Annotated in this window: 21 protein-coding genes; 14 read left to right on the forward strand and 7 right to left on the reverse strand. The window is 47.4% G+C overall.

Annotated features, from left to right (window positions below; all coding sequences use genetic code 11):
- Nucleotides 1–184 precede the first annotated feature (184 nt).
- Complete coding sequence (locus NJR55_RS02305) at nt 185–1,177, forward strand: response regulator (protein WP_253617471.1); 993 nt, start codon at nt 185–187, stop codon at nt 1,175–1,177.
- Nucleotides 1,170–2,111: a GGDEF domain-containing protein gene (locus tag NJR55_RS02310; protein WP_253617472.1), complete on the forward strand. Its 942-nt coding sequence runs from the start codon at nt 1,170–1,172 to the stop codon at nt 2,109–2,111. Before NJR55_RS02305 ends, NJR55_RS02310 begins: the two co-directional genes overlap by 8 nt.
- 31 nt (nt 2,112–2,142) lie before the next feature.
- Here NJR55_RS02310 and NJR55_RS02315 read toward each other — a convergent pair whose 3' ends face one another.
- Together NJR55_RS02315 and NJR55_RS02320 are read right to left on the reverse strand one after the other, a co-directional pair.
- Nucleotides 2,143–2,541: a type 2 periplasmic-binding domain-containing protein gene (locus NJR55_RS02315; RefSeq protein WP_253617473.1), complete on the reverse strand. Its 399-nt coding sequence runs from the start codon at nt 2,539–2,541 to the stop codon at nt 2,143–2,145.
- A gap of 6 nt (nt 2,542–2,547) precedes the next feature.
- Nucleotides 2,548–3,687: a hypothetical protein gene (locus NJR55_RS02320; RefSeq protein WP_253617476.1), complete on the reverse strand. Its 1,140-nt coding sequence runs from the start codon at nt 3,685–3,687 to the stop codon at nt 2,548–2,550.
- A gap of 190 nt (nt 3,688–3,877) precedes the next feature.
- Between NJR55_RS02320 and NJR55_RS02325 the strand changes: the two genes are divergently transcribed.
- Entirely contained in the window at nt 3,878–4,756 is an 879-nt protein-coding gene (locus NJR55_RS02325; protein ID WP_253617477.1) for a cation diffusion facilitator family transporter, read from the forward strand.
- A 12-nt stretch (nt 4,757–4,768) separates the two neighbouring features.
- Nucleotides 4,769–5,341 carry a glutathione S-transferase family protein gene (locus NJR55_RS02330; RefSeq protein ID WP_253617479.1) on the forward strand — a complete coding sequence of 191 codons (573 nt, stop codon included), beginning with the start codon at nt 4,769–4,771 and terminating at the stop codon, nt 5,339–5,341.
- On the opposite strand, the gene NJR55_RS02335 is transcribed toward NJR55_RS02330, so the two are convergent.
- Both NJR55_RS02335 and NJR55_RS02340 read right to left on the reverse strand, forming a co-directional pair.
- Nucleotides 5,338–6,996, reverse strand: coding sequence for an acetolactate synthase large subunit (locus tag NJR55_RS02335; protein ID WP_253617480.1), 1,659 nt, complete (start codon nt 6,994–6,996; stop codon nt 5,338–5,340). The genes NJR55_RS02330 and NJR55_RS02335 overlap by 4 nt on opposite strands.
- Before the next feature lie 119 nt (nt 6,997–7,115).
- Nucleotides 7,116–7,493 (reverse strand): DUF4168 domain-containing protein, encoded by a 378-nt coding sequence (locus NJR55_RS02340; protein ID WP_253617482.1) that lies wholly within the window; start codon nt 7,491–7,493, stop codon nt 7,116–7,118.
- Between the two features lie 168 nt (nt 7,494–7,661).
- On the opposite strand from NJR55_RS02340, the gene NJR55_RS02345 reads away from it, so the two are divergent.
- The 3 genes from NJR55_RS02345 (at nt 7,662) to NJR55_RS02355 (ending at nt 11,236) form a co-directional block, all read left to right on the forward strand.
- Nucleotides 7,662–9,149 carry a sensor histidine kinase gene (locus tag NJR55_RS02345; RefSeq protein ID WP_253617483.1) on the forward strand — a complete coding sequence of 496 codons (1,488 nt, stop codon included), beginning with the start codon at nt 7,662–7,664 and terminating at the stop codon, nt 9,147–9,149.
- Complete coding sequence (locus NJR55_RS02350) at nt 9,146–10,486, forward strand: sigma-54-dependent transcriptional regulator (protein ID WP_253617485.1); 1,341 nt, start codon at nt 9,146–9,148, stop codon at nt 10,484–10,486. The genes NJR55_RS02345 and NJR55_RS02350 overlap by 4 nt, the downstream gene beginning before the upstream one ends.
- 63 nt (nt 10,487–10,549) lie before the next feature.
- Nucleotides 10,550–11,236 carry a type 1 glutamine amidotransferase domain-containing protein gene (locus NJR55_RS02355; protein ID WP_253617487.1) on the forward strand — a complete coding sequence of 229 codons (687 nt, stop codon included), beginning with the start codon at nt 10,550–10,552 and terminating at the stop codon, nt 11,234–11,236.
- A 6-nt stretch (nt 11,237–11,242) separates the two neighbouring features.
- Here NJR55_RS02355 and NJR55_RS02360 read toward each other — a convergent pair whose 3' ends face one another.
- Entirely contained in the window at nt 11,243–13,276 is a 2,034-nt protein-coding gene (locus tag NJR55_RS02360) for a TonB-dependent receptor family protein (protein WP_253617488.1), read from the reverse strand.
- Between the two features lie 2 nt (nt 13,277–13,278).
- Nucleotides 13,279–14,412 (reverse strand): PQQ-dependent sugar dehydrogenase, encoded by a 1,134-nt coding sequence (locus NJR55_RS02365; RefSeq protein ID WP_253617490.1) that lies wholly within the window; start codon nt 14,410–14,412, stop codon nt 13,279–13,281.
- Nucleotides 14,413–14,543: 131 nt separating this feature from the next.
- Between NJR55_RS02365 and NJR55_RS02370 the strand changes: the two genes are divergently transcribed.
- Nucleotides 14,544–16,055 (forward strand): FMN-binding glutamate synthase family protein, encoded by a 1,512-nt coding sequence (locus NJR55_RS02370; RefSeq protein WP_253617491.1) that lies wholly within the window; start codon nt 14,544–14,546, stop codon nt 16,053–16,055.
- Here the strand turns inward: NJR55_RS02370 and NJR55_RS02375 are convergent.
- Nucleotides 16,052–16,966 carry a hydrogen peroxide-inducible genes activator gene (locus tag NJR55_RS02375; RefSeq protein ID WP_253617493.1) on the reverse strand — a complete coding sequence of 305 codons (915 nt, stop codon included), beginning with the start codon at nt 16,964–16,966 and terminating at the stop codon, nt 16,052–16,054. The two genes, NJR55_RS02370 and NJR55_RS02375, sit on opposite strands and share 4 nt — an antisense overlap.
- Nucleotides 16,967–17,115: 149 nt before the next feature.
- Between NJR55_RS02375 and NJR55_RS02380 the strand changes: the two genes are divergently transcribed.
- The 6 genes from NJR55_RS02380 to NJR55_RS02405 all read left to right on the forward strand — a co-directional run bounded on the left by NJR55_RS02380 (nt 17,116) and on the right by NJR55_RS02405 (nt 22,756).
- Entirely contained in the window at nt 17,116–17,661 is a 546-nt protein-coding gene (locus NJR55_RS02380) for a peroxiredoxin (RefSeq protein ID WP_011235799.1), read from the forward strand.
- Between the two features lie 85 nt (nt 17,662–17,746).
- Nucleotides 17,747–18,274 (forward strand): carboxymuconolactone decarboxylase family protein, encoded by a 528-nt coding sequence (locus NJR55_RS02385; RefSeq protein WP_253617495.1) that lies wholly within the window; start codon nt 17,747–17,749, stop codon nt 18,272–18,274.
- A gap of 128 nt (nt 18,275–18,402) precedes the next feature.
- On the forward strand, nt 18,403–19,635 hold the full coding sequence (locus NJR55_RS02390) for a Zn-dependent hydrolase (RefSeq protein ID WP_253617497.1): 1,233 nt from the start codon (nt 18,403–18,405) through the stop codon (nt 19,633–19,635).
- 66 nt (nt 19,636–19,701) lie between these two features.
- Nucleotides 19,702–21,132, forward strand: coding sequence for a cytochrome c oxidase accessory protein CcoG (gene ccoG, locus NJR55_RS02395; protein WP_253617499.1), 1,431 nt, complete (start codon nt 19,702–19,704; stop codon nt 21,130–21,132).
- Complete coding sequence (locus NJR55_RS02400) at nt 21,125–22,129, forward strand: serine/threonine protein kinase (RefSeq protein ID WP_253617501.1); 1,005 nt, start codon at nt 21,125–21,127, stop codon at nt 22,127–22,129. The genes ccoG and NJR55_RS02400 overlap by 8 nt, the downstream gene beginning before the upstream one ends.
- Nucleotides 22,130–22,141: 12 nt before the next feature.
- The gene (locus NJR55_RS02405) at nt 22,142–22,756 is read left to right on the forward strand and encodes a thiol:disulfide interchange protein DsbA/DsbL (RefSeq protein WP_253617503.1); all 615 of its coding nucleotides are present in this window, start codon (nt 22,142–22,144) and stop codon (nt 22,754–22,756) included.

The raw sequence follows: 22,756 nt of genomic DNA on the forward strand, positions 1-22,756 counted from the left end.
GCTTGGTATTTCATGGGGCAACACAATTCAATTAAAATGTAATGTTATATTATAACAATAATTTTTTCGTGTCGAGACCCTATAAAGCTCTAAAGTGGTGTGAGGTATAAAGTTTCTAAAATTTAATGATAAGAAAACCGTAAAAGATCTTAACCATTGGGCTCTCATATGCCATGTTTAGATTATGAAAGTTCTTATTTGTGATGATTCGAAAGTTGCTCGTAAAAGTATCGAGCTTGCTCTACCGAAGGGTTGGAATATTGAGGTGCGCTTTGCTGAGAATGGGCAAGAGGCACTCGACGTAGTCGAACAAGGGTTGGCAGAACTGCTTTTCCTGGACTTAACCATGCCTGTAATGGATGGTTTTGAAGTATTGCGGAGGATTAAGGAAAAGCAGCTGGACTGTCTCACCATTGTTGTTTCCGGTGATATACAAGAAGCCTCCCAGCGAGAGGTTGAAAAATTAGGCGCCTTAGGTTTTATAAAAAAGCCGATAGTTATTGAGGAGTTGCACAGTTTGCTTGAGCGCTACGGGCTCATTAAAGAACTGTTACCCGAAAACCATCAACGCGAAGAAGCTAAAACCGGGCACATTGAACCTACCGATATTTTAAAAGAAATGAGCAATATTGCTCTTGGTGATGCAGCTAAGCTATTAGGCGATATGTTGGGATCTTTCATTCAGTTGCCTGTTCCTGATGTGGCTAAGCGCCCCTACGATAAACTTATTAATGAACTTCATGATGAAGATTACCGCATTAATATGGTGTCTGAAGGCTTCGTTGGTAATGCCATCGCGGGAGAAGCCATTTTATGCGTCGACAACCGCACGTTTAACGACTTGCCATCTAAACTCTCGGACTACCACGGTTATGAATTTCAGGATGATAGCCAAAGTGTCTTTTTGGATGTTGCTTCGACCCTTATAGCGGCTTTTCTGAAAAGCTTCTCTTCTCAACTCGATTTAGAGCTAAACATTAGTCAACCAGCTTTTCTGGGAATGAGCGAAACGATCAATAATGTCTTTAAAGAGGACGTTAAGGATAAGCAGGTTTTAATAATCACCATTGATTACGAGATCCCTGATTACAATCTTAATTGCGATCTCTTTGTTATTTTTACTGAATCTTCAATTGCCGCACTTGAAGAAAGAGCCGGGTACTTTATCGATGAGTAAAGATGAACTGGATATCAGCAATTTACATTGGGTATTACAAATTCTTCAGAATATCGAAGTGGGGTTGGTGGTTTTTGACAGGGATTATGAAGTTAAAGTATGGAATGGCTTTATGGAAAACCACAGTGGTATAAGCAGTGTCGCTGCCAAAGACAAAAACTTGTTCAAGTTACTACCAACTCTGCCTAAAAGTTGGTTTGAATACAAAGTAGAGTCGGTACTAAAGCTGGGTATTCAGGCGCACTGTAACTGGCAGCAGGAACCTCATATTCTGAACTTTGAAAATACCAGGCCTTTTACCGCAAAATCTGATCTAATGTTTCAGAACGTGACGCTATTCCCGCTGTTCTCCACAGATAAGAAGATTAACCACATTTGTGCGCTGGTTTACGATGTGAGTGATGAAGCCAATAACTTATTAAAGCTGAAAACAATCAGCCAAACCGACGCCTTAACTCAGTTGTTTAATCGCGGGCATTGGCAAAACATGTTCGAACAGGAGTTTCTTCGTTGTCAGCGTTATGACGACACCGCTTCGGTTGTCATGATGGATATTGACCACTTTAAGGCCGTTAATGATACCTATGGGCACCAATTGGGTGATAAAGCTATTCAGTTGATAGCGAAGATCATATTAGATAGTCAGCGGGAAACCGATATTTGTGGGCGTTACGGTGGCGAGGAGTTTGTCATACTCTTACCGCACACCTCAGTAAATGAAGGTGTCTTAGTGGCCGAGCGTTTGAGAGAGAAAGTAGAGAACACGTTACTGCCTCTGGGTAAAGAACATAACAACGAAAAATTACAGTTAACGATTAGCGCTGGGGTTGCGGAGTTTTCGGATGAATTTTCGACTGCCGAGAATTGGCTGGAAAAGGCAGACGCTGCATTGTATAAGTCTAAAGAGAATGGCCGAAACCAGGTGGCGAAATAAAACCTCCGGCAAAAGCCGGAGGTTCAGGAAGTTAGAAAGTGGCAATAATATTCAATTTATCTGTCACTTTACTTTTATCAGAGATATAGCCAATACCCTGAGGGTTGTTTAAAACATACTCAAGAACCGCGTCATCACCGTTTAATTCATTGAGTGGCGTTGCGCGACCGGTAAATTTTAACTTAGCCCAGTGACGCTTCAGTTGCTCGCCGCTTTGCCCCAAAAGCTTTTCTTCAAAGGCTTTACGAACAGCAGAATCTTCCGGCAGGTTCACACCATTTAATACACGAGACTGGCCAAGGTAAATACGAGGCACAGAGGCTTCGTCAATTTCAGTTTGCGAAACAACCACACCGTTTTGGGCGAAAGCTGGAGCGCTGAGTACTGATGCCGTTACCAAGATGAGAAATACGACTAATTTTTTCATCATAATTCCTTAAAATACAAATTGAACAGCGGCGGAAACCAATACGTCAGAAGCATCTGTGCGCTTGTCATCGGAGTGCGTGACGTCAAATTTAAATACCGCGCCAGGAGCGACGTTAAAGTTAACACCAACAGAACTATAAGTAGCTTCGTTCACAACGCCACCTAATACCTGGTTAACAATGCCCTGTAATTGTGGAGCAGGAACGGTGAAGCGTTGCTCTGCGTCAACTATCTCATCGTCGGTTTGGCCAAGGGTGGCGTGTAATGACCAGTTCTCAAAGCGTTTACCTGCCGTGATGTAGCTTGAACGTTGTTTGGGTATATAACTGTTCTCAACTTCAAGTTGTGTGTATTCAGCTCCAACGAACCAGTTGAAGTTGTCGTACATAAAACCGATGCCGGCAAATGAGCCTTTGTCTTCAGAAGCTTCGAGTTCGGAAGCAACATCACCCGCACCAATTTGTTCCAACGATGTTAATAAGGTATCAATCTCTTGAAGATGAATATTGGTATCGTTGGTTTGATAATACGCAATACGCATGGTCAGATTGTTGTAGATGGCACTGGCATTAAAACCAATTAGGTTGTTTAGTTCTGCTTGAGACAGTTCACTACCACCTGCTTCAACATCGTCTTTTACGGTACCGGCAATAACTTGCGTGTTGAAAATGAAGTCACCAACAAAAGCGTTGTGCTGGACACTGACTCCGGTGTAATTATCAAAGGCCACGCGATAAACGCTTTGCGGTGTGCGTAGCCAGTGGTAGCTGTAGCCTACATCCAGTGAATCTGAATAGATGTAAAGTGGTAAACGTAACTTACCCATATTGACGCTGGTAGAATCGGTTAACTGGTATTGCAGGTAAGCCCATTCAACGCCAAGATCGAAATCGTCGGAACCGCGGGACATAAGCTGAGTCGTAACGGTTAGTTTATCGGACAAACTTGCTTTTGCCTGGAGTGCAAAAAGCGTTTCTGGATTAAAATCCAGATCATTATCGTAGCCGAATAGCTGGTCATCGCTGCCGGTTGTCATACCCGCTGCAATATTACCAAAACCACTCCATTCAATTTTTTCTTGTGCTTGAGACGGGAGGCCAATAGTCAGTGCTGCTGCACCTATACAAGCCGCTAAAGAATACTTCATTTAAAGCTCCTGGAAAAGTTTACATCTTCGTAATTTAGAGGAATCTAAATTTGGCGGGATTCTGCACGTTTAAGTTTTTATAGGCAATAGTTCATTTGCCCTACGAAAAAGTGTTAAATTATAATCAAACTGTCATTTTTGCGTATTTTTCATTCTTCAAAAGCGCAATTAATAAACAATTAAGGGCGTTATGCACCATCACCATCATCACCACGAGAGCTCATCGGAGCGAATTGGTTGGGCGTTTTTCCTTAATCTGTGCTTTACCGTTATTGAATTTATCGGTGGAATATTAACCAATAGTACAGCCATTTTAGCGGACGCTGTGCACGATCTCGGCGACAGCATTTCTATTGGTATGGCCTGGTTGCTGGATAAATTCAGTCGTAAAGATGCCACGCAGACCTTTACCTATGGCTATCAACGCTTATCTCTGGTTGGCGCTTTTATTAACGCGGTTGTACTGACTGCAGGCTCTATCTGGATTTTATTTGAAGCCATTCCCCGTTTATGGAACCCGGTAATGCCAATGGCGGAAGGTATGGCGTTACTGGCGGTATTCGGCGTTATTGTGAATGGTTATGCGGCGTTTAAATTGTCTCATGGTAAATCGTTAAACGAACGCGTGCTTAACTGGCATTTACTAGAGGACGTTCTGGGCTGGGTTGCGGTTTTAATCGTGTCGATTATTTTAATGTTCGTCGACTGGCCTATTCTTGATCCTCTGTTATCTATTGGCTTCACTTTGTTCATTCTGGTTAACGTTATTCGTCACCTGGGCTCCACGGTGAAGCTCTTTGTGCAGGCCTCTCCGGACCCTGAAGTGTACCGGAAAATACGTGAGCAACTGACTTCGCTGGAACTGGTTGATGACGCCCATCATTTGCATTTTTGGTCTTTGGATGGCGAGCGTCATGTATTAACGGCGCATATTGTGGTATCAAAAGAACTGGAATGTTCAGAGCGCGCACTTTTAAAGCAGCAAATATCACAGCAGCTGGCAGCGTTTGAATTAGCTCATACCACCATTGAACTGGAATACCCTGACGAAGCTTGTCGAGACCATTAACAGGAGAAGATCATGGAATTGTTCGGAAGTTATACCTCGCCGTTCGTAAGACATTGCCGTATTGCTTTGCTTGAGACCAAGACAAAGTTTTCATTTACCGAAACGGATTTTGAAACCAGTGCCAAATTAAGCCCGGCGAAAAAGGTTCCCTTTCTTCACCACAATGACTTGCGCCTGCACGATTCTACCAGCATTCTCAAATACGTCCGGGAAAAAGCGGATGAGCGCTTCTTTGCCGATGTAAAAGATTTTGATCAGTATTGTCTGGTCAATACGGCAATGGATTCGGCAATTAACGTGTTTTTGCTTGAGAGAGAAGGCGTAACAGCGGACAGTGTTAAGTATGTTAAACGCCAGAAGCAGCGCATCGATGACATATTGCAGCTAATGGAAGATAAAGAGCACGCGGTGGCTTATGAAGGCCCGCACCCTTTTAGTGATGGTGAACTGAGGTTGGGTTGTTTCCTAAGCTGGGGACTTTTCCGTGAGCGTTTTAATTTGGATAAGTATCCGCGACTTCAGGCTTTTGTCGACAAGTTAAACGACTACCCTTATTTCGCGGATACTGATCCTAATCGCACTTAAATATCTTTAATGGCGCGGCTGCGTTCGGGGATTTCCTCGTTCAGCAGTCGGTCATTTTGTGAATAATCCACGGGTACATCAATCAGATGAACACCGGGTTTGTTCAGGCAGTCTTTTAATAGCGGTATCAAATTTTCGGTTTTATCTAAACGGTAACCGTTAGCGCCGTAAGACTCTGCATATTTCACAAAATCCGGGTTATCGAAATCTAAGCCGTAGTCGCTCAGTTTCATATGCTGCTGCTTCCACTTGATCATGCCATAGCCGCTGTCGTTTAAGATAACGACAACAATATCCAGCCCCATGCGCACAGCGGTTTCAAGCTCCTGAGAGTTCATCATAAAACCGCCGTCACCGCATATTGCCATGACTTTCTTTTCCGGATTAACCAGCTTCGCGGCCATGGCCGACGGTAAGCCTGCACCCATTGAGGCAAGGGCATTGTCCAGCAGTACCGTATTTGGCTGGCGAGCCGGGTAATTACGCGCAAACCAAATTTTGTAGATGCCGTTATCCAGCGCAATGACACCGTCATCCGGCATCGCTTCACGCACATCTTCGACCAGACGCTGCGGTAACATCGGAAAGCTGTCGTCATGAGCGCCTTCATCAGTATGGTCGCGCATGTGATCGCGAACTTTCAGCATGAAGTCGAAGTCCCAGTGGCTTTGTGGCTCAATCCCTTCTTTTAACTGCCAGATACTGTTGCCAATATCGCCGATCATGCTGGCATGAGGGAAGTAAACTGAGTCAACCTGGGCACCCTGAAAATTAATATGTATAACTTTACGATTATCGTTGTCGCCGGTTTTCATCATAAAGGGCGGCTTTTCCACCACGTCGTGGCCGACATTAAGAATCAGGTCAGATTTTTCGATGGCGCGGTGTGGGTAATCGCCATCGGAAACCGCCGCATTACCAAGCCAGCGTGGGTGGTCTTCGTTAATAACGCCCTTACCCATTTGTGTGGTAATAAAGGGAATACCGGTTTTATCGACAAATGCGCGCAGCATTTTGGCTGTAATTTTCCGGTTGGCAGCAGCCCCTATGAGCAGTACCGGGTGTTTTGCTTCGCGCAGCAGTTGCAGCACGTGGCGAACCGATTTATGCTCGGTAATGGGACGGCGCGAATGACTGGCTTCTATCGGAAGGCTGCTGACCTCTTCGCGGCTGATGTCATCCGAGAGCTCCAGGTGAGAAGCGCCAGGGCGTTCATCTTCAGCGCGACGGAAAGCTTCACGGATGTGCGCCGGAATACTGCTGGCGCTAATAATCGCCTGAGTGTATTTGGTAATAGGCGTCATCATATCCACTACATCAATGATCTGAAACTGACCTTGATGCCGTTCCTTTATGGGTTTTTGTCCGGTAACCACAACCATAGGCATAGCGCCGAGTTGTGCGTAGGCCACCGGTGTAACCAGATTGGTTGCACCCGGCCCTAAGGTAGAAAGGCATACCCCGGGTTTGCCGGTCAGACGACCATAAGTGGCGGCCATGAAACCTGCGCCCTGTTCGTGGCGGGTTAAAATTAGCTCAATGCTGGATTTTGAGAGGGACTCAAGTAAGTCCAGGTTTTCTTCGCCGGGAATGCCGAAAATGTACTTCACACCCTCGTTTTCAAGTGCTTTTACGAATAAATCGGATGCTTTCACTTCGCTTTCTCCTTGCGTTAAAGAATATTCTTCTAGTTAGGCCTACGTAAAGCATAGGAGAGATGATCAAAAAAGGCAGCCAAAAGGCTGCCTTCTTAAGCGACAATCGAATAAATCGATTAAGAGTTTTCGTCACCAGTCAGCTCTTCTAAGCGGCCACGAAGTTCTTCGTCGTTTTGCGCCTGCTGAATGATCATGTTGTACTCTTGTGGAGTCAGACCCGCGTTTTCAACTGCTGCAATCATTTCTTCCTGTGCAGACTGTTGAATCTCACGAGCTTCTTCCTGGTTTTCAGCTTGCTGGAACTGGTCGCGGTATTTTTCAGTAACGCCCTGAACATCTTCCATAGCGGTTACAAATTTTACCAGCATACCCTCAGAAATTTCCTGAGTTTGTTGCTGCTGCGCCATAGGCTCCTGAGCTTGTTGTTCCTGAGCTACTGCTACTGTGCTACCCAGTGCGAATACTGTTGCTAATGCGATAATTGTCTTTTGCATGATAATCTCCTAGATGAATTTATCGGTTTTACTTACGCTCTAACTAAAGCGAAGACTGTGCCAACTTTTCAATTGTCTGATTTTTATAGGTTTTTGTTCTTGCGAAGTCTGCGCCGAGAAAACCAATCAAAAAATGTGTATCCTTAGTACACAGTTAAAGGAGGTAGTGTGACAAAAAGATACAGTTGGCCACTATCCAGTCTGCAAAGACGGCTTCTGGTTTATGTCGTTATGCCGATGTTATTGATTTCTGGTGTAGCGATAAGTGTCGGGTTACAGGTTGCTTCTGATGAGGCCAATGAGCGGCTAAAAAGTGACTTAGAGCTTCTCGGGCGAGCCATTAGCTTGCCTATAAGCGACGCCTTGTTGAATAACGACTTGTCCACAGTACAGGCTAACCTGGATTCTGTGTTTAATATTGGTCGGGTTTATGGTGCATCAGTTTATAACGTGTATGGGCAGCAGGTGGCTGAAGCGGGCATTACTGAAACTGACTTAAGCAACAGTCAGCTGGCGCTGCAAACCGTTCAGACCGGAATAAAACAGGACGATTATCGTCGAGTGGAAGGCCGCGATGTCTTTTCTCAATTCCTGCCTATTGTTGATCGTGGTGGTCGCATTATTGGTTTATTGCAGATAAACCGGCGAGCCAGTGACTTTGATGAGTCTTTTGAAACCTTAAGCCAGTACGCCTGGCTGAGCTGGGCGGCGTTCGGCTTAATTACTATTGCGGTGCTGGTGTTTGGTCATTACCGAGGTGTTGGGCGGCATGTGGTGGCACTTAAGGACGCCATGTTACGGGTGGCTGAAGGGAACCGTAGTACGCGGGTTACACCGGCTGGTCCGTCAGAATTGAAGGAGGTTGCGCAGGGTTTCAACCGTATGCTCGATAGTATCACTGAGGCTGAGCAAGAGCTTGAGCAACGTCGAGAACACGAGGCCTCTCTGCAGCAGGCGCTACGAGAGCAGGAAAAAATGGCGGCTATTGGTAGCGTTGCTAGTGGTGTTGCGCATGAGTTGGGTGCTCCGCTTACTGTTATTGACGGACGCGCCAGCCGCTTATTGCGCAACCATAAAGATGAAGACAGTCAGCGCCAGCTAAAAGCGGTAAGAGGCCAGGTGCAGCGGTTAACCGGGCTGGTCAATCAGTTGCTGGCATTTTCCCGTACGCCTGTACAGCAGCGCGAGGCCATTTCTTTACGTGAGCTGATAGCAACAGCCATGACCAGCATAGAGTTTGAGCAGGATAAAGGGTCGGCGAAAGTGGTAATTAAGGAGCTTGTCGACGTTATTCTGAAAGTGGATATCAAGCGACTGGAACTGGCGTTGGTGAATGTTCTTCGCAATGGTTTGCAGGCGGCTGTATCGGAAGTTTCGGTGGCAGCTGAGTATGCCGGTGAAGGCATTATTATCACCATTGATGACGACGGTGAAGGTTTGCCCGAGTCTATGAAAGATAAAGCCTTGCAGCCTTTTGAAACCAATAAACCTCAGGGCAAAGGTACCGGGCTTGGTTTAACCATAGTTAAACACGTATTGAATGATCATAATGGGGAACTGTCGTTAACAAATAACCCCAATGGTGGTTGTCGAGTCACCTTGAGTTTACCCGCGCAATGCCTTCGGCAAACCGTTATTAAAGGAGGTAGCGAATGACCGCAGCAAAAGCCATGATAGGCGTTATTGAGGATGATCCGGCTCTGCAGGAACTGCTGGTTGAAGAGCTTGAGGCTGAAGGCTATAAAGTTACCGCTTGGGGAAGTATTGAAGCCTTTAAAAAGTCGGTAACGCCATTGGATTTAGTTATCAGCGATATCCGCTTACCGGGGCTGTCAGGTCTGTCTTTACTGGAAAGTTTAAAAAATGAAGATAACTCGCCTGCGCTGTTATTGATTACTGCTTTTGGTACGGTTGATCAGGCGGTTGATGCCCTAAAACAAGGAGCCGATGACTTTCTAACCAAGCCGCTGGATGTTGAGCATTTATTGCTTAGCGTCAAACGGATCTTAGAACATCGTTCATTGCAGCGGGAGCTTAAACGGTATCGCCAGCAACAAAAAGGCCCCGGGGGCTTAGTCGGACAAAGCCCGTCAATGCGTAAACTGTATGACCAGATAGAGCGCATTGCTCCGGCAGACGGCAGCGTGTTAATTACCGGTGAAAGCGGTACGGGTAAAGAGTTGGTGGCTAAGGCTTTGCATCAATTAAGTGACCGTGCTGAACAGAGCTTTCAGGCGGTGAACTGCGCAGGCATTCCTGCCGATTTAATGGAAAGTGAATTCTTTGGTCATGCAGCTGGCGCGTTTACCGGTGCTCAGAAAAAACGTCAGGGTCTGCTTAAGCAGGCCGACGGTGGTACTTTGTTGCTGGACGAAATTGGTGAAATGCCAATGGCGTTGCAGGCTAAACTGCTACGTGTATTGCAGGAAGGCACGATTCGCGCCGTGGGCAGCGACGAAGAAGAAACGGTGAATGTCCGGATCCTGGCTGCGACCCACCAGGACTTAGAGCAACAGGTAGAAGACGGACGTTTTCGGCAGGACTTATTTTACCGTCTGGAAACCTTTAGCTTACGGGTACCACCGCTGCGGGAACGGGGAGAAGATATTGAACGTTTAGCTAATTTCTTCCTGCAGCAGTTGCAGAATAACAGCGATAAGCCGGTTCGCAGCATTTCTCCGGCTGCACTGGAACAGCTTTATCGCTACCGCTTTCCGGGCAACGTACGTGAATTACAGAATGCTATTGAACGTGCCTTTACCTTTTCCAGAGACGATAAAATAGCGGTTGAAGATTTACCGCAAAGAATCCTGGATAGTGAGCATGAGCCCGACGTGGAGTATGGCACCGAGTGGCCGACTCTGGATGAATATCAGAATCAGTACATTCGTAAGGTACTGACGCATGCTGAAGGAAATAAATCTAAAGCGGCCGAAATTCTCGGAGTAACAAGGCGCACCTTATACCGTTGGCTGGAACAGCATGGCGAGTGATCAAACGCGCGTTTTATCGCGTAGTCTATACTAAGTTTTTGAATCATTTAACGGGAGTACTAAGTGAAAGTATTAATGGTATTAACCTCACACGACAAACTCGGTGACACAGACCATAAGACGGGTTTTTGGGTAGAAGAGTTTGCAGCTCCGTACTATGTCTTTACCGATTCTGGTGTGGAAGTCACTCTGGCGTCGCCTAAAGGTGGTAAGCCGCCGATTGATCCAAACAGCACGACCCCCGATGCGCAAACCGAAGCAACAGAACGCTTTGATAAAGACGAAACGGCGCAGCATAAATTGAAAACCACCTGCAAGCTGGATGAAGTCGATCCGGAAGGTTTCGATGCAATTTTCTATCCGGGTGGTCACGGTCCATTATGGGATTTAACCAATAACGAGCACTCCATTAAGCTGATTGAGCACTTCTGGAGTCAGGGTAAACCCGTTGCTGCGGTCTGTCATGCCCCAGCCGTGTTGTTAAATGCTAAATCACCAAGTGGTGACCCGATTGTCCAGGGACGCACGGTAACTGGCTTTAGTAACAGCGAAGAAGCTGCAGTTGAGCTTACCGAAGTGGTTCCTTTCCTACTTGAAGATGAACTGACCGCCAAAGGCGGCCATTATCGTAAAGTTGATGACTGGGAATCATACGCGGTACAGGACGGTATGCTGATTACAGGCCAGAACCCCGGCTCATCTGAGCAGACGGCACAGCGCCTGCTCGATGTGTTAAGAGCCAGCCTGTAATTTGGCTTAAAAGCGTCGGCGCCAACTAATGCCGACGCTTGCCTGCCGGCCTACTGCAGGTTCAAATGAACGTCCGCTGCCCTGATTAACCACAACAGCTCCTACGTAGTCTTTGTCGGTAATGTTATCAACCCGTACCCACACATCCAGCTGACTCCTAGACCATTGCCAATCACGACTTACTGCAATATCCCAGGTCGTATAAGACGGCGCAAAGGTATCGTTTCCATCATTTACCGGTGTCTCGTTACGGTACTGGCCGGCTAACTGAACCAGCCACTGTTCTGTGGGCTGCCAATTAAGACGTAAATACCCCTGACTTTTTGCTACGCCGGGCAACTGATTCCCCTGCAATGGACCCTTATCAAAGGTCGCATCTATATAGCTGTATGACAGTAGTAAATCTAACTGTTGCGTTAATGCGCCGTTAATACTCAGTTCAGCACCTTCACGCGAGGTTTCCGACGCATTGCGGTAGGTTGTGCGACCGTCGTTTGATTGATCCACCAGTATTTCGTCTTCACTTTTAATACCGAAGAACGCAAAATGCAGACGCCAGTCTTGTGGTAGTTGGTGTTTGATACCCCATTCCCACTGATCATTCGTGGACGGACCCAGTTCGCGGTTCAGACCCGAGCCCTGATTGCGGTATGCCAGCTCAGTCAGTGTCGGCGTTTCAAAACCCTGTCCGAGACTCAGGTAAGTCGCTGAGGTTGGTAAAAACTGCCAGGTAACTGAAACCGCTGCGGTGGTCTCACTAAAGTCGCTGCTGCCGCTGTCATCGGAATTATCCAGTTCGGTAAAATAGTCTTCTACCTCATAATTGATGTCGCTGTAACGAACCCCGCCTGTTGCTGAAAGCTCTTCTGACAACTGCCACTGAAAACGCAGATAAGCCGATGCATTTTCAATCCAGTTAAACTCGTTGCGGCGCAAGTCTCCTTTTTCACCGTTGTCATTCACATAACCAAAGCGGTGATCTTGCTGGCGTTCTAATTGCGCCCCCACGGTTGCTGACCAGTTAACTCCGCGTTGACGCCAGCGCGCATGAGCGCCTTCAAACTGACGAGAAACATCAATGACCGCGCCCGAGCTTGTTGTGTCGTCACCGGCGAACGGTAGAAACTGCTCAATATCGCGGTCACCCTGCCACAGCGAGAGTAACCCCTCACCGTTGGCGCGTTCGTGAAACCAGCTAAACGATCCCTGCCGGTGGTGAATATCTTTTCGCGTGTTGAAATCAATTGCCCGTTGTACTGTCTGAGTCGGATCTTCGCGCCAGTCTTCAGGCGTTAGTGCACTTGGGTCTTGTAGTAATGGCGCATCGTTATTGTCGTAACGAATAACAAAACGGTTCTGGTCATCCCACTGATGGTACCAACGTATTGCCTGTTGCTGGCGCTCAGCAGAGTTGTGTCGGCGAGGGCCGTCGGTCTGAAAATCTGAGGCTAAAATTTGCAGCTGATTAGTGTTGGTTGCCCATTGGGCATTAACATTGTACCGCTGAGTGTCATTTTCGCTGAACTGTCCGCCCCATTCCAACGCGGTTTCTGTTGGCTTGCGGCTGAACCACTCAACCACACCACCACCGGAGTTACCGTACAGCGTTGCTAATGGACCGCGCAATACCTCCAATGAATCAATGCTGTCGAGAAAAATACTGGAAGTTTGTGCCTGGCCGTCCGGCATAGATAATGGAATGCCGTCGACGTTTAACTGCAAACCTCGAACCCCAAATGCGGCTCGCGAGCCAAATCCTCGGACTACCAGGCGTGTATCCTGCGCGTAGTTGTAGCGGCTGTCCGCCTGAATACCTGCGACACCGGCTAAGGCATCGCCAGCATCAATCTTCATGGAAGGTAAAGTATTTTCCACGCTTACGCGGTCTATACTGGCCGCGGTGGTTAGCCATGGGGTTTCGCTTTGTGTCGCTGTAACAACAACGGTTTCATCTACGTCTGCGGAATGCGCAACGAAAGAGGCCGCCAATAAAGGCAGCCCCGTGTAAGTGAGTTTTTTTAATACAGCTGAATACAACATAATTAATCCGCCGGTTTTATTTGAATAATGGCGCCATCAGACTGGTCGGTTAATAAATAGAGGTAACCGTCAGGGCCCTGGTTAATGTCACGAATACGAGCTTCAACAGCATCTTCAAACAGTCGTTCTTCGTGCATCATGCGACCTTCATACAAGTCCAGGCGAGCAACCAGTGAACTTTTCAGAGCTGCGACAAAGAAATCGCCTTTCCACTCTGGAAACGCATCGCCGGTGTAGAATGTGGCGCCGGCCGTGGCAATAGAGGGTACCCAGTAATAGAAGGGTTGCTCCATACCTTCTTTGACGGCATCTTCGCTGATAATTGCACCACCATAATCAACGCCATAAGTAATTTCCGGCCAACCATAATTTTTTCCGGCTTCCGGAATGTTCACCTCGTCACCGCCCTGAGGGCCGTGTTCAACAGTCCATAGCTCGCCCGTTTCAGGATGAATATCGGCACCCTGAACATTGCGGTGACCGTACGACCAGATTTCATCCAGAGCGTTGTCATCGTTAACAAAAGGGTTGTCTTCCGGGATGCTGCCATCAGGCCATATGCGTACCACTTTACCGTGATGGTTATCCAGTGTCTGTGCGTCATCCATGCGTGAATAACGGTCACCTAAAGTAATGTATAAGTGCCCTTCAGGTGAAAAGACTAACCGAGAACCAAAGTGGTTATTGCTTTCGTATTTAGGTGCCTGACGGAAAATAACTTCCTGCTCAGTAAATTTTTTATCGTCAAGTTTCGCACGCATAACCGCAGTACTATTACCTTTCCCCCCGTCCTGTGCGGCTTCAGAGTAGCTAATATAAACCCAGTTATTCTCATCAAAGTCTGGGTCAATGGTAATATCCAGCATACCGCCCTGACCTTGTGCTACCACCTCTGGTGTCCCGCTTATCTTTTCGCGATAACTGCCGTCGGCAGATACCCAGTAGATGTCGCCGGAACGCTCAGTGACTAAAATACTTTTGTCAGGAAGAAAGGTCATACCCCAGGGGTTAGTGAAGCCATCAGCGAGTGTGCTGATACTCACTTTATGGCGTTCGGTGTCGACATCTTCGGCTGTGGCCGTCACGCTTACAGAAGCTGCTAACATTGCCGTTAAAACAAACTTTGGATTGAACATAGGTCTCTCCTTGTTATTGAATTATTTAGAGTATACGTCATTCTTCAGAATTTTGATGACACTGTGCTTGATCTGTTTGTCGCTTTAACCGTTAATACCCTTATCAATTATTGAAAATGTACCAGGTACCCATGAGTGGCAACGTTTTTAGCACGGATTCCTTACTTACTTTAGCGCAGTGGTTAGCCGCCATCTTCGTTTTGGCTATTATTACGTTGGTGATTTCTATTGGCGTTATGTATGTCGTCGATAAAACCCAAAACAAGCATACCATTCGCCATAACTACCCGGTCGTGGGGCGTTTCCGCTATTTATTCGAGCGCATGGGAGAATTCATGCGTCAGTATTTCTTTGCTATGGATCGCGAAGAAATGCCGTTTAACCGGGCACAACGAAGCTGGGTCTATCGTGCGGCAAAAAATGCCGACCGTAACGTGGCTTTCGGTTCCACCCGGGATTTAAGCCGCACCGGAACCATTATTTTCAGTAACGCTCCTTATCCCCCTATGGCTGAGCAGGCGACCTCTCCGGAGCCTGTTATTATCGGCCCTTACTGTCAGAAGCCTTATTCTCCGGTTTCCTACTTTCATGTGTCCGGAATGAGTTATGGCGCCTTGTCACCTGTTGCGGTTAAGTCATTGTCTCAGGGCGCGGCAAAGGCTGGCTGCTGGCTGAATACTGGTGAGGGCGGTTTATCGCCTTACCATTTAATGGGGCACTGCGATATTGTTTTCCAAATGGGAACCGCGAAGTTCGGGGTACGTGATAAAGAAGGGCGGCTGGATGAAGATCGTCTTGCTGAGCTGGGTCGCCACGACAGTGTGAAAATGTTTGAAATAAAGCTGAGTCAGGGGGCTAAGCCGGGTAAAGGCGGCATATTGCCGGGCATAAAAGTGAATAAGGAAATTGCGCAAATTCGTGGCCTTGTAGAAGGCGAAGATGCCATAAGCCCGAACCGGCACCCGGAAATCAGCAACAATGAAGAGTTGCTCGATTTTATCGAAAAGGTACGCAGAATTACCGGCAAACCCACTGGCTTTAAATTTGTTATGGGCGACCCGTCCTGGATTGACGAGTTGATCGACTGCATCCTGACTCGCGGAGAAGAATACGCTCCCGACTTTATTACACTGGACAGTGCCGATGGCGGAACCGGAGCAGCACCACAACCGTTAATGGACTACGTTGGCCTGAGAGTGACGGAAAGCTTACCTATGCTTATTGATAAGCTCACCGCAGCGGGACTGCATGGACGAGTTCGCGTGGTTGTCTCCGGTAAAATGATCACACCTGCTGATGTTGCCTGGGCTATTGCTATGGGAGCCGATTTCGTCACCTCAGCGCGAGGCTTCATGTTCTCGTTGGGTTGCATTCAGGCTATGCAGTGTAATAAAAATACTTGCCCAACAGGAGTCACTACTGACGACCCTAAGTTAATGAGAGGGCTTGATCCAGAAGATAAATCGGTACGTGTCGCTAACTACCACAAATACATGGAGTATGGCGTTAATATTATTGCGCACTCTTGTGGAGTGACTGACCCGCGTCAGTTGAACCGTCGTCACGCCAGGGTTATTAAACCCGACGGGGAAAGTATTAGTCTGGCCGATCGTTATCCGTTACCACCGGCCAGGCGTCGTTAGTTCAGGGTGTTAACCGGCAGCAGTCTGGCAATTTCTTCCGCAACTTTACGGAAAGTTTGTCGGCGGCTGGTGGTCGGGCGGTAAACCAGGCCGATATCGCGTGAGGCTTCCTGCCCTGTCGGCTTTAATGAAACAAGGTCGGTGTTATCCAGAATACCCTGATCAATGGCCATTTGCGGAATGAAAGTAGCACCTAAGCGGGCGTCCGCCATTTGTACCAGACTGTGCAGGCTGGTTGCTGTAAAAGGGTTCATCTTAATCGAGTCTGTTAGCTGGCAGGCTGCGACCGCATGGCCGGTCATGCAGTGTTCTTTTTCCAGCAGGAAAATACTGCGATCAGGCAATTTATCGTAGTCAACCGGTTCGCCGACGGTTTCTGCCAGTTCTTTATGCACTACTAACTTGAACGGGTCACGACCCAGTATCCACTTCTGATTCCCTTGAATATCCATCGGCAGCGCCAGCAAAAGAATATCCAGTTCGCCGTTACGCAGGCGGTGCAGCAAGTTTTGTGTGGTATCTTCAGAAAGTTGCAGCAGCAGTTTAGGGAACTTGTTCTGTAAGTTTTTACTGAGCTCACCAATCACAAAGGGGGCTATGGTCGGAATAATGCCGAGTCTTAACGGCCCTTCCATAATATTGCCCTGCCCCTGCGCGTAGTGAAGCAGCTCTTCTGAGGCGCTGATAATGTCCCGTGCTTTCTCCACAATTTCCTCGCCTAAGGCAGTAAAGAGGAAGGATTTATGGTCACGCTCAATAAGTTGGCAGTCGAGTTGTTCTTCCAAATTTTGAATGCCACTGCTTAGTGTCGACTGGCTGACATTGCATTCGGCCGCCGCACGATTAAAGTTTTGTTCCTGGTGCAGTGCCAGTAAGTAACTCAGGTTTTTCAGGCTCGGCAATTTACTCATAGATTATCCGTCGCGTTATCTGTTTAATTGGTATTTTCGATTATCATAATCCGTTTTATTCGTTTTATCCAATCTGTCTCCGTCCGTACACTAGCTCTCGACTCGTTAAGGAACGAATACATTTTAAATCCCAATCAAGGAGACATTTTATGTTAACAGTAGGCGATAAATTACCAGAATTCAGCGTAATTGCGGCAAAACCTAAGTTCAACATGCCGGAAGAAAACGGCGAAAGCGCTTTTGAAACTATCGACAACAATAGCTTTGAAGGTAAGTGGAAAATCATTTTCTTCTACCCGAAAGACTTCACCTTCGTTTGCCCAACTGAAATTGTTGAGTTCGCAAAACTGAACGAAGACTTCGCCGACCGCGACGCCGTTGTTATGGGTGGCAGTACTGATAATGAATTTGTAAAACTGGCATGGCGCCGTGAGCACCCTGACCTAGACCGTTTGAACCAGTATTCTTTTGCTGACGACGGTTCTTTGGTCGACGGATTAGGTGTTCGTGACAAAGCTGAGAATGTTGCTTTACGTGCGACCTTCATTGTTGACCCGCATAACGTTATCCAGCACGTATCGGTAAACAACCTGAACGTGGGTCGTAACCCGGCAGAAATCGTCCGTATTTTAGACGGCTTACAGACTGATGAACTGTGTCCTTGTAACCGTGCACTGGGCGGCGACACCCTTTAATCGGTGTTTATTTCCCAAAACTAAGCGCTGATGGCAATGCCATCGGCGCCTGTTCCGCACTTTCAAAGGATTTCAGGAGTAAAGTATGGCAATTGCAGACTACAAACAGTTACTGGGTGATCACAGTAAAGACACCAAACTTAACCTGTCGAGCTTGTTCTCAAACGTCGAGCAGTCAGGTTTAACCAACGACCAGTTCTACGGTACAGCACTTTCGCTGGTTTACACTTTGTCGGACGACGAGTTGACTCAGGCAGTGGAAGAAGAAGCCGAAGGCAAAATTGAAGAAAACGTTAAGACCGCCGCAAAAACGGCAGCGTCATTAATGGCAATGAACAACATCTACTATCGCTTCCTGCATTTATCGAGCGATAAACAATTTTCTAAGCTTCCTGCGGGACTCCGCATGAACGCAATGGCTAACCCGGGTGTGGATAAAGCCGACTTTGAGTTGTTCTCACTGGCGGTATCGGCACTGAATGGTTGTGGTATGTGCATTGACTCGCACGTACAAACCTTGCTGAAACACGAGGTTTCAGCGCAAGCGATTCAATCGTCAATTAAGTTGGCGGCGGTACTTAATGCAGCCTTAACTGCACGCAAACTGTCGTAAACCCTCTAGGGGCTCCCCTTTGCCCCGTGCAACCTTTGCCCGCGCCTTTTGGTGCGGGCTTTTTTTTGCGCTTTTGGTGCTCCTTAGTTTATGTCCTACGCTTAATAATAAAAGCAAAGGAGGTGACTATGCTGAGCATTAATGCTGACCGTTTAAAAAAATCCGTGCTGGAGCTGTCCAAAATTGGTTATAACGAAACCGACCATGGTATGTACCGTTGGGGTTTTACCGATGCCGATATGGAAGCCCGCCGCTGGATGATGGAGCAAGCTAAAGCCGAAGGTTTCAAGACCTTTATGGATGGTGCAGGTAATGTGTTTTTTGGTATTGGCGACTACAGCAAAAAACCGGCTGTTCTCACTGGCTCGCACCTCGATACCGTTCCCGCCGGGGGGATCTTCGATGGCGCACTCGGAGTGTTAGCGGGCTTCGAAGTTTTGCGCTCGATCAAAGAAAATGACGTGAAATTAGCGCATCCTGTATGGGTGGTTGGTACAGCCGAAGAAGAAGGTCGATTCGGTGGCATGATGGGTTCTCAGGCTATTGCTGGTGTGCTGAATCCGGACTGGCTTATGTCGGCTCACGATGCCGATAATGTGTACTTAAAGGACGCAATGGCCGCCCATGGCATGGACGTTATGGATGCACTAGACGCTGCCTGGCCTCCGGAGCGGCTAAAAGCCTTTTACGAGCTGCACATTGAACAAGGGCCGGTGCTGTTCCAGAAAGAGATAACCATTGGCGCAGTGGAAGGCATTTCCGGGGTGTTTAAATGGATAGTTCACTTAAAAGGTAAAGCCGACCACGCCGGTACTGCTCCTATGAATATGCGCAGTGACGCTTTTATGGGGCTGGCTGATTTTGCTCACGAAATTGAGCGCATTATTGCCGAAGATGGCACCGATAAAACGCGTATTACCGTGGGCAAGGTGGATTTGAAACCGGGTAGCCCGCATACCGTGCCGGGTGAAGCCGTGTTTACTATTGTCGGGCGTGACATGAGCAACGATGTGATGAAAGAGCTGGCAGACTCCTGCAACAAGGCGTTGTCAGCAATAGCTCGTAAGCATCGTTTGAAGTTTGAATACGAACAAGTGAGTTGGCTGAACCCTCAGGCCTGTTCAGAAAAGCTGACAAAACAAATAGAAGATAAAGCCAAAGCTAGAAATTATTCGTGTCTGAAAATGCCCAGTGGCGCAGGACACGATGCTCAATTTTTTACAGAGATTACGGAGTCCGGGCTAATATTTATCCCGTCTGTAAATGGGGTCAGTCACGCACCCGATGAGTGGTCGCACTGGCATGACGTGGAAGCTGGTTGTAACATACTTTTTGATTGCATCATTAATTCAGCCCAGTGAGCTGCGCAAACAGTTAAGATCCGTTATACTGTGCGCACCTCGCCGTGACACTATGTGGTATTGCTCATGGAACAAAAAATAACGGTTCAGTCTGCCGATAAAGTCAAAATTCAACGTCCAGACGGACAGAAACACAACGATAATTATTCCCCCCGCAGCCGAATTTACGTGCGTGATACCAAAGGTGCCATGGAGTATTTTAGACGTGGGTTTGGTTTTCTGCTGCTGGCCGTCTTTGCTCTCATTCCCTGGCTGACTTACCAGGGCGAACAAGCGGTTCTGCTCGATATTATGGATCAGCGCTTCCGTATTTACGGCTTAACTTTATGGCCGCAGGACTTCACTGTTGTTGCCTGGTTCGCCATTGTGGCCGCCGTTGCGTTATTTTTTGTGACAACCGTTTTTGGTCGGGTCTGGTGTGGGTTTATGTGCCCGCAAACCACCTGGACCTTTATTTTCATGTGGTTTGAGAAAAAGTTCGAAGGCCCGCGCAATAAACGTATAAAACTGGATGAACGCAAAATGGACTTTGACAAGTTCTGGCGCAAAACCGGTAAACAGACCGGCTGGATCCTGGTGTCTTTATTAACCGCAATGACCTTTGTTGGTTACTTTACTGACATACGCGAACTTTTCCTGAATTTCTTCACTCTGGATGCTGGTTTCTGGGCAACCTTCAGCGTGCTTTTCTTTGCCTTCTGCACCTATGGTAACGCAGGTTATATGCGAGAGATTATGTGTACGCATATGTGCCCTTACGCACGTTTCCAGTCGGCCATGTTCGATAAAGACACTTACACCGTGTCTTATGATGCTGAACGAGGCGAGCCCCGAGGCCCACGCTCGCGTAAGGCCGACCCTGCTGAAAAAGGCTTAGGTCACTGCATTGACTGCTATATGTGTGTGCAGGTATGCCCTACCGGTATCGATATCCGAAACGGTCTGCAATACGAGTGCATCGACTGTGGCGCCTGTATTGATGCCTGTAATGACGTTATGGATAAAATGAATTATCCAAAAGGACTTATCCGCTTTACCACCGAACGTAACTTAGCGGCGAAAAACAAAAAAGAGAAAACCAATCCGTGGCGGATGAAGAGCATCGGCTACTTTATTATGGTTCTGGTGGTGAGTAGTGTACTGGTATGGGACGTCGCAACTCGTGTGCCTCTGGAAGTCGATGTATTACGTGATCGCAACCAACTGTTCAGAGAAAACATTGAAGGGCAAATTGAAAACGTCTTTACCTTAAAGCTGGTCAATAAATCGCAACAGGACATGACTTACCGCGTGGAAGTTAAAGGCTTTGATGAGTTCGAGTTAATTGGCGATTCTACGAAACAGGTTTCTGCGGGTGAAGTCGGAACATTACCGGTAACGGTAGCAGTTCCACCATCATTATTAGAAGGTCAGGTCACAGAGTTTTACTTCGTGGTCACAGCGGTTGATAATGCGGATATAACTAATACGCATCAGAGCCGCTTTTTATATGAATGATTCTACAGAGAACGCGTCGGACTTTGCTTTTCAGGGACTGACGCCGGATCTGGTTGTTAATGCCTTAGAAAGTGTCGGTTTGTATCCTGCATCGGGCTTGCTGGCACTTAACAGCTACGAAAACCGGGTTTATCAGTTTGCTGACGATGACCGCAAACGTTACGTGGCAAAATTCTATCGGCCGCAGCGCTGGCGCACAGAGCAAATTAACGAAGAACTTGAGTTTGTTGAGGAACTGGCGCAAGCCGAGGTTCCGGCGGTTTCGGCTCTGGAGCTACAGGGAAAACGTCTGCACGAATTTGAAGGCTATCGCTTTTGTGTGTATTCAAGCATTGGCGGCAGAGCCTTTGAACCTAACGACCTGGACGAACTGGAGCGGCTGGGACGTCAAATAGGCCGTATGCACGCAGTGGCTCAGGCGGGCAAGTTCAAAGTCCGGGAAACCATTGATTACGAAGGTTTTGTGGAACAGTCCGTTGCCGAGTTACGGCGGTCAGCCTTATTACCCGTGGAATTAAAAGACGCCTTTTTTGCCATTCTTGATCCCTTAAGTGAGCGCTTACGTTCTACACCTTTGCAGGACTTTGAATATCAGCGTCTGCATGGTGACTGCCATATTGGTAATATTCTGCAGTATGAAGAGCAACTGACTTTTGTCGATTTTGATGATTGTCGCTCCGGGCCTGCGGTTCAGGACTTATGGATGATGCTAAACGGGCCGCATCAGGAGCAAACCTTACAGATGGATGCCCTCTTGACTGGTTACGAAGATTTCTGCGAATTCGATATGGCGCAATTGATATTAATTGAACCTTTGCGCAGTTTCAGAATCATTCAATATATGGCATGGTTATCACGCCGGTGGCAAGATAGTGCCTTTCAGCGAGCGTTTCCCTGGTTTGCAGAAAGCCGATATTGGGAACAGCAGATTCTGGCACTGAAAGAACAATTAGCGGGGCTGGATGAAGCGCCGCTGAACCTTGGTTTTAACGGATAACAGGAAATGACAATGAAAAAGTGGTTAATGGGTTTTGCGGCAGCTTTAATGGTAGCCGCCGGTTTCGCACAGGCACAGGATTTTGAAGAAGGTGTTCACTACGAAGTGATAGCCGACGAAGCAACCAGTAAGCCGGAAATTGCAGAGTTTTTCTCGTTTTACTGCGTGCACTGCTACCGCTTTGAACCTATTGCAAAAGAAATGAAATCTGAATACCCGGATGCTTTTAAGAAGGCTCACGTGTCGTTCCTGGGGCCTCGTAATATGGGTGAGACCATGACTCAGGCTTTTGTGGTTGCACAAAAGCTGAATAAGGAAGAAGAAATTGCTGCGGCTATTTTTGATTACAACTTTAATAAAAATAGCATGCTGACCAGCAAGCAGGACATTCGTAATGTGTTTATTGTTAACGGTGTTTCCGGTGATGAGTTTGATAAAGCTATGGCGAGCTTCACTGTCCGCGCGGGTGCTTCTAAAATGGATCGTCGGGCAAGCAACTTAGGAGTTAATGCTACGCCAACTTTTATTGTTAACGGTAAGTACAAAATGCTGCCACAGGGTTTCCGTGACAGCGACAACTTCCAGGAAGACTTTTCTGATTTAGCCGGTTACCTGTTAGAGAAATAA

Origin of the sequence: Idiomarina rhizosphaerae, assembly GCF_024159085.1 — a bacterium.
GTDB classification, from domain to species: Bacteria; Pseudomonadota; Gammaproteobacteria; order Enterobacterales; family Alteromonadaceae; genus Idiomarina; species Idiomarina rhizosphaerae.

Coding starts and splice junctions, on each gene's coding strand:
- NJR55_RS02365 (WP_253617490.1), bottom strand. CDS start 14,412: ATGTTCAATCCAAAGTTTGTTTTAACGGCAATGTTAGCAGCTTCTGTA.
- NJR55_RS02400 (WP_253617501.1), top strand. CDS start 21,125: ATGAATGATTCTACAGAGAACGCGTCGGACTTTGCTTTTCAGGGACTG.
- NJR55_RS02340 (WP_253617482.1), bottom strand. CDS start 7,493: ATGCAAAAGACAATTATCGCATTAGCAACAGTATTCGCACTGGGTAGC.
- NJR55_RS02310 (WP_253617472.1), top strand. CDS start 1,170: ATGAGTAAAGATGAACTGGATATCAGCAATTTACATTGGGTATTACAA.
- ccoG (WP_253617499.1), top strand. CDS start 19,702: ATGGAACAAAAAATAACGGTTCAGTCTGCCGATAAAGTCAAAATTCAA.
- NJR55_RS02370 (WP_253617491.1), top strand. CDS start 14,544: ATGAGTGGCAACGTTTTTAGCACGGATTCCTTACTTACTTTAGCGCAG.
- NJR55_RS02305 (WP_253617471.1), top strand. CDS start 185: ATGAAAGTTCTTATTTGTGATGATTCGAAAGTTGCTCGTAAAAGTATC.
- NJR55_RS02385 (WP_253617495.1), top strand. CDS start 17,747: ATGGCAATTGCAGACTACAAACAGTTACTGGGTGATCACAGTAAAGAC.
- NJR55_RS02330 (WP_253617479.1), top strand. CDS start 4,769: ATGGAATTGTTCGGAAGTTATACCTCGCCGTTCGTAAGACATTGCCGT.
- NJR55_RS02325 (WP_253617477.1), top strand. CDS start 3,878: ATGCACCATCACCATCATCACCACGAGAGCTCATCGGAGCGAATTGGT.
- NJR55_RS02405 (WP_253617503.1), top strand. CDS start 22,142: ATGAAAAAGTGGTTAATGGGTTTTGCGGCAGCTTTAATGGTAGCCGCC.
- NJR55_RS02375 (WP_253617493.1), bottom strand. CDS start 16,966: ATGAGTAAATTGCCGAGCCTGAAAAACCTGAGTTACTTACTGGCACTG.
- NJR55_RS02380 (WP_011235799.1), top strand. CDS start 17,116: ATGTTAACAGTAGGCGATAAATTACCAGAATTCAGCGTAATTGCGGCA.
- NJR55_RS02390 (WP_253617497.1), top strand. CDS start 18,403: ATGCTGAGCATTAATGCTGACCGTTTAAAAAAATCCGTGCTGGAGCTG.
- NJR55_RS02360 (WP_253617488.1), bottom strand. CDS start 13,276: ATGTTGTATTCAGCTGTATTAAAAAAACTCACTTACACGGGGCTGCCT.
- NJR55_RS02350 (WP_253617485.1), top strand. CDS start 9,146: ATGACCGCAGCAAAAGCCATGATAGGCGTTATTGAGGATGATCCGGCT.
- NJR55_RS02315 (WP_253617473.1), bottom strand. CDS start 2,541: ATGATGAAAAAATTAGTCGTATTTCTCATCTTGGTAACGGCATCAGTA.
- NJR55_RS02320 (WP_253617476.1), bottom strand. CDS start 3,687: ATGAAGTATTCTTTAGCGGCTTGTATAGGTGCAGCAGCACTGACTATT.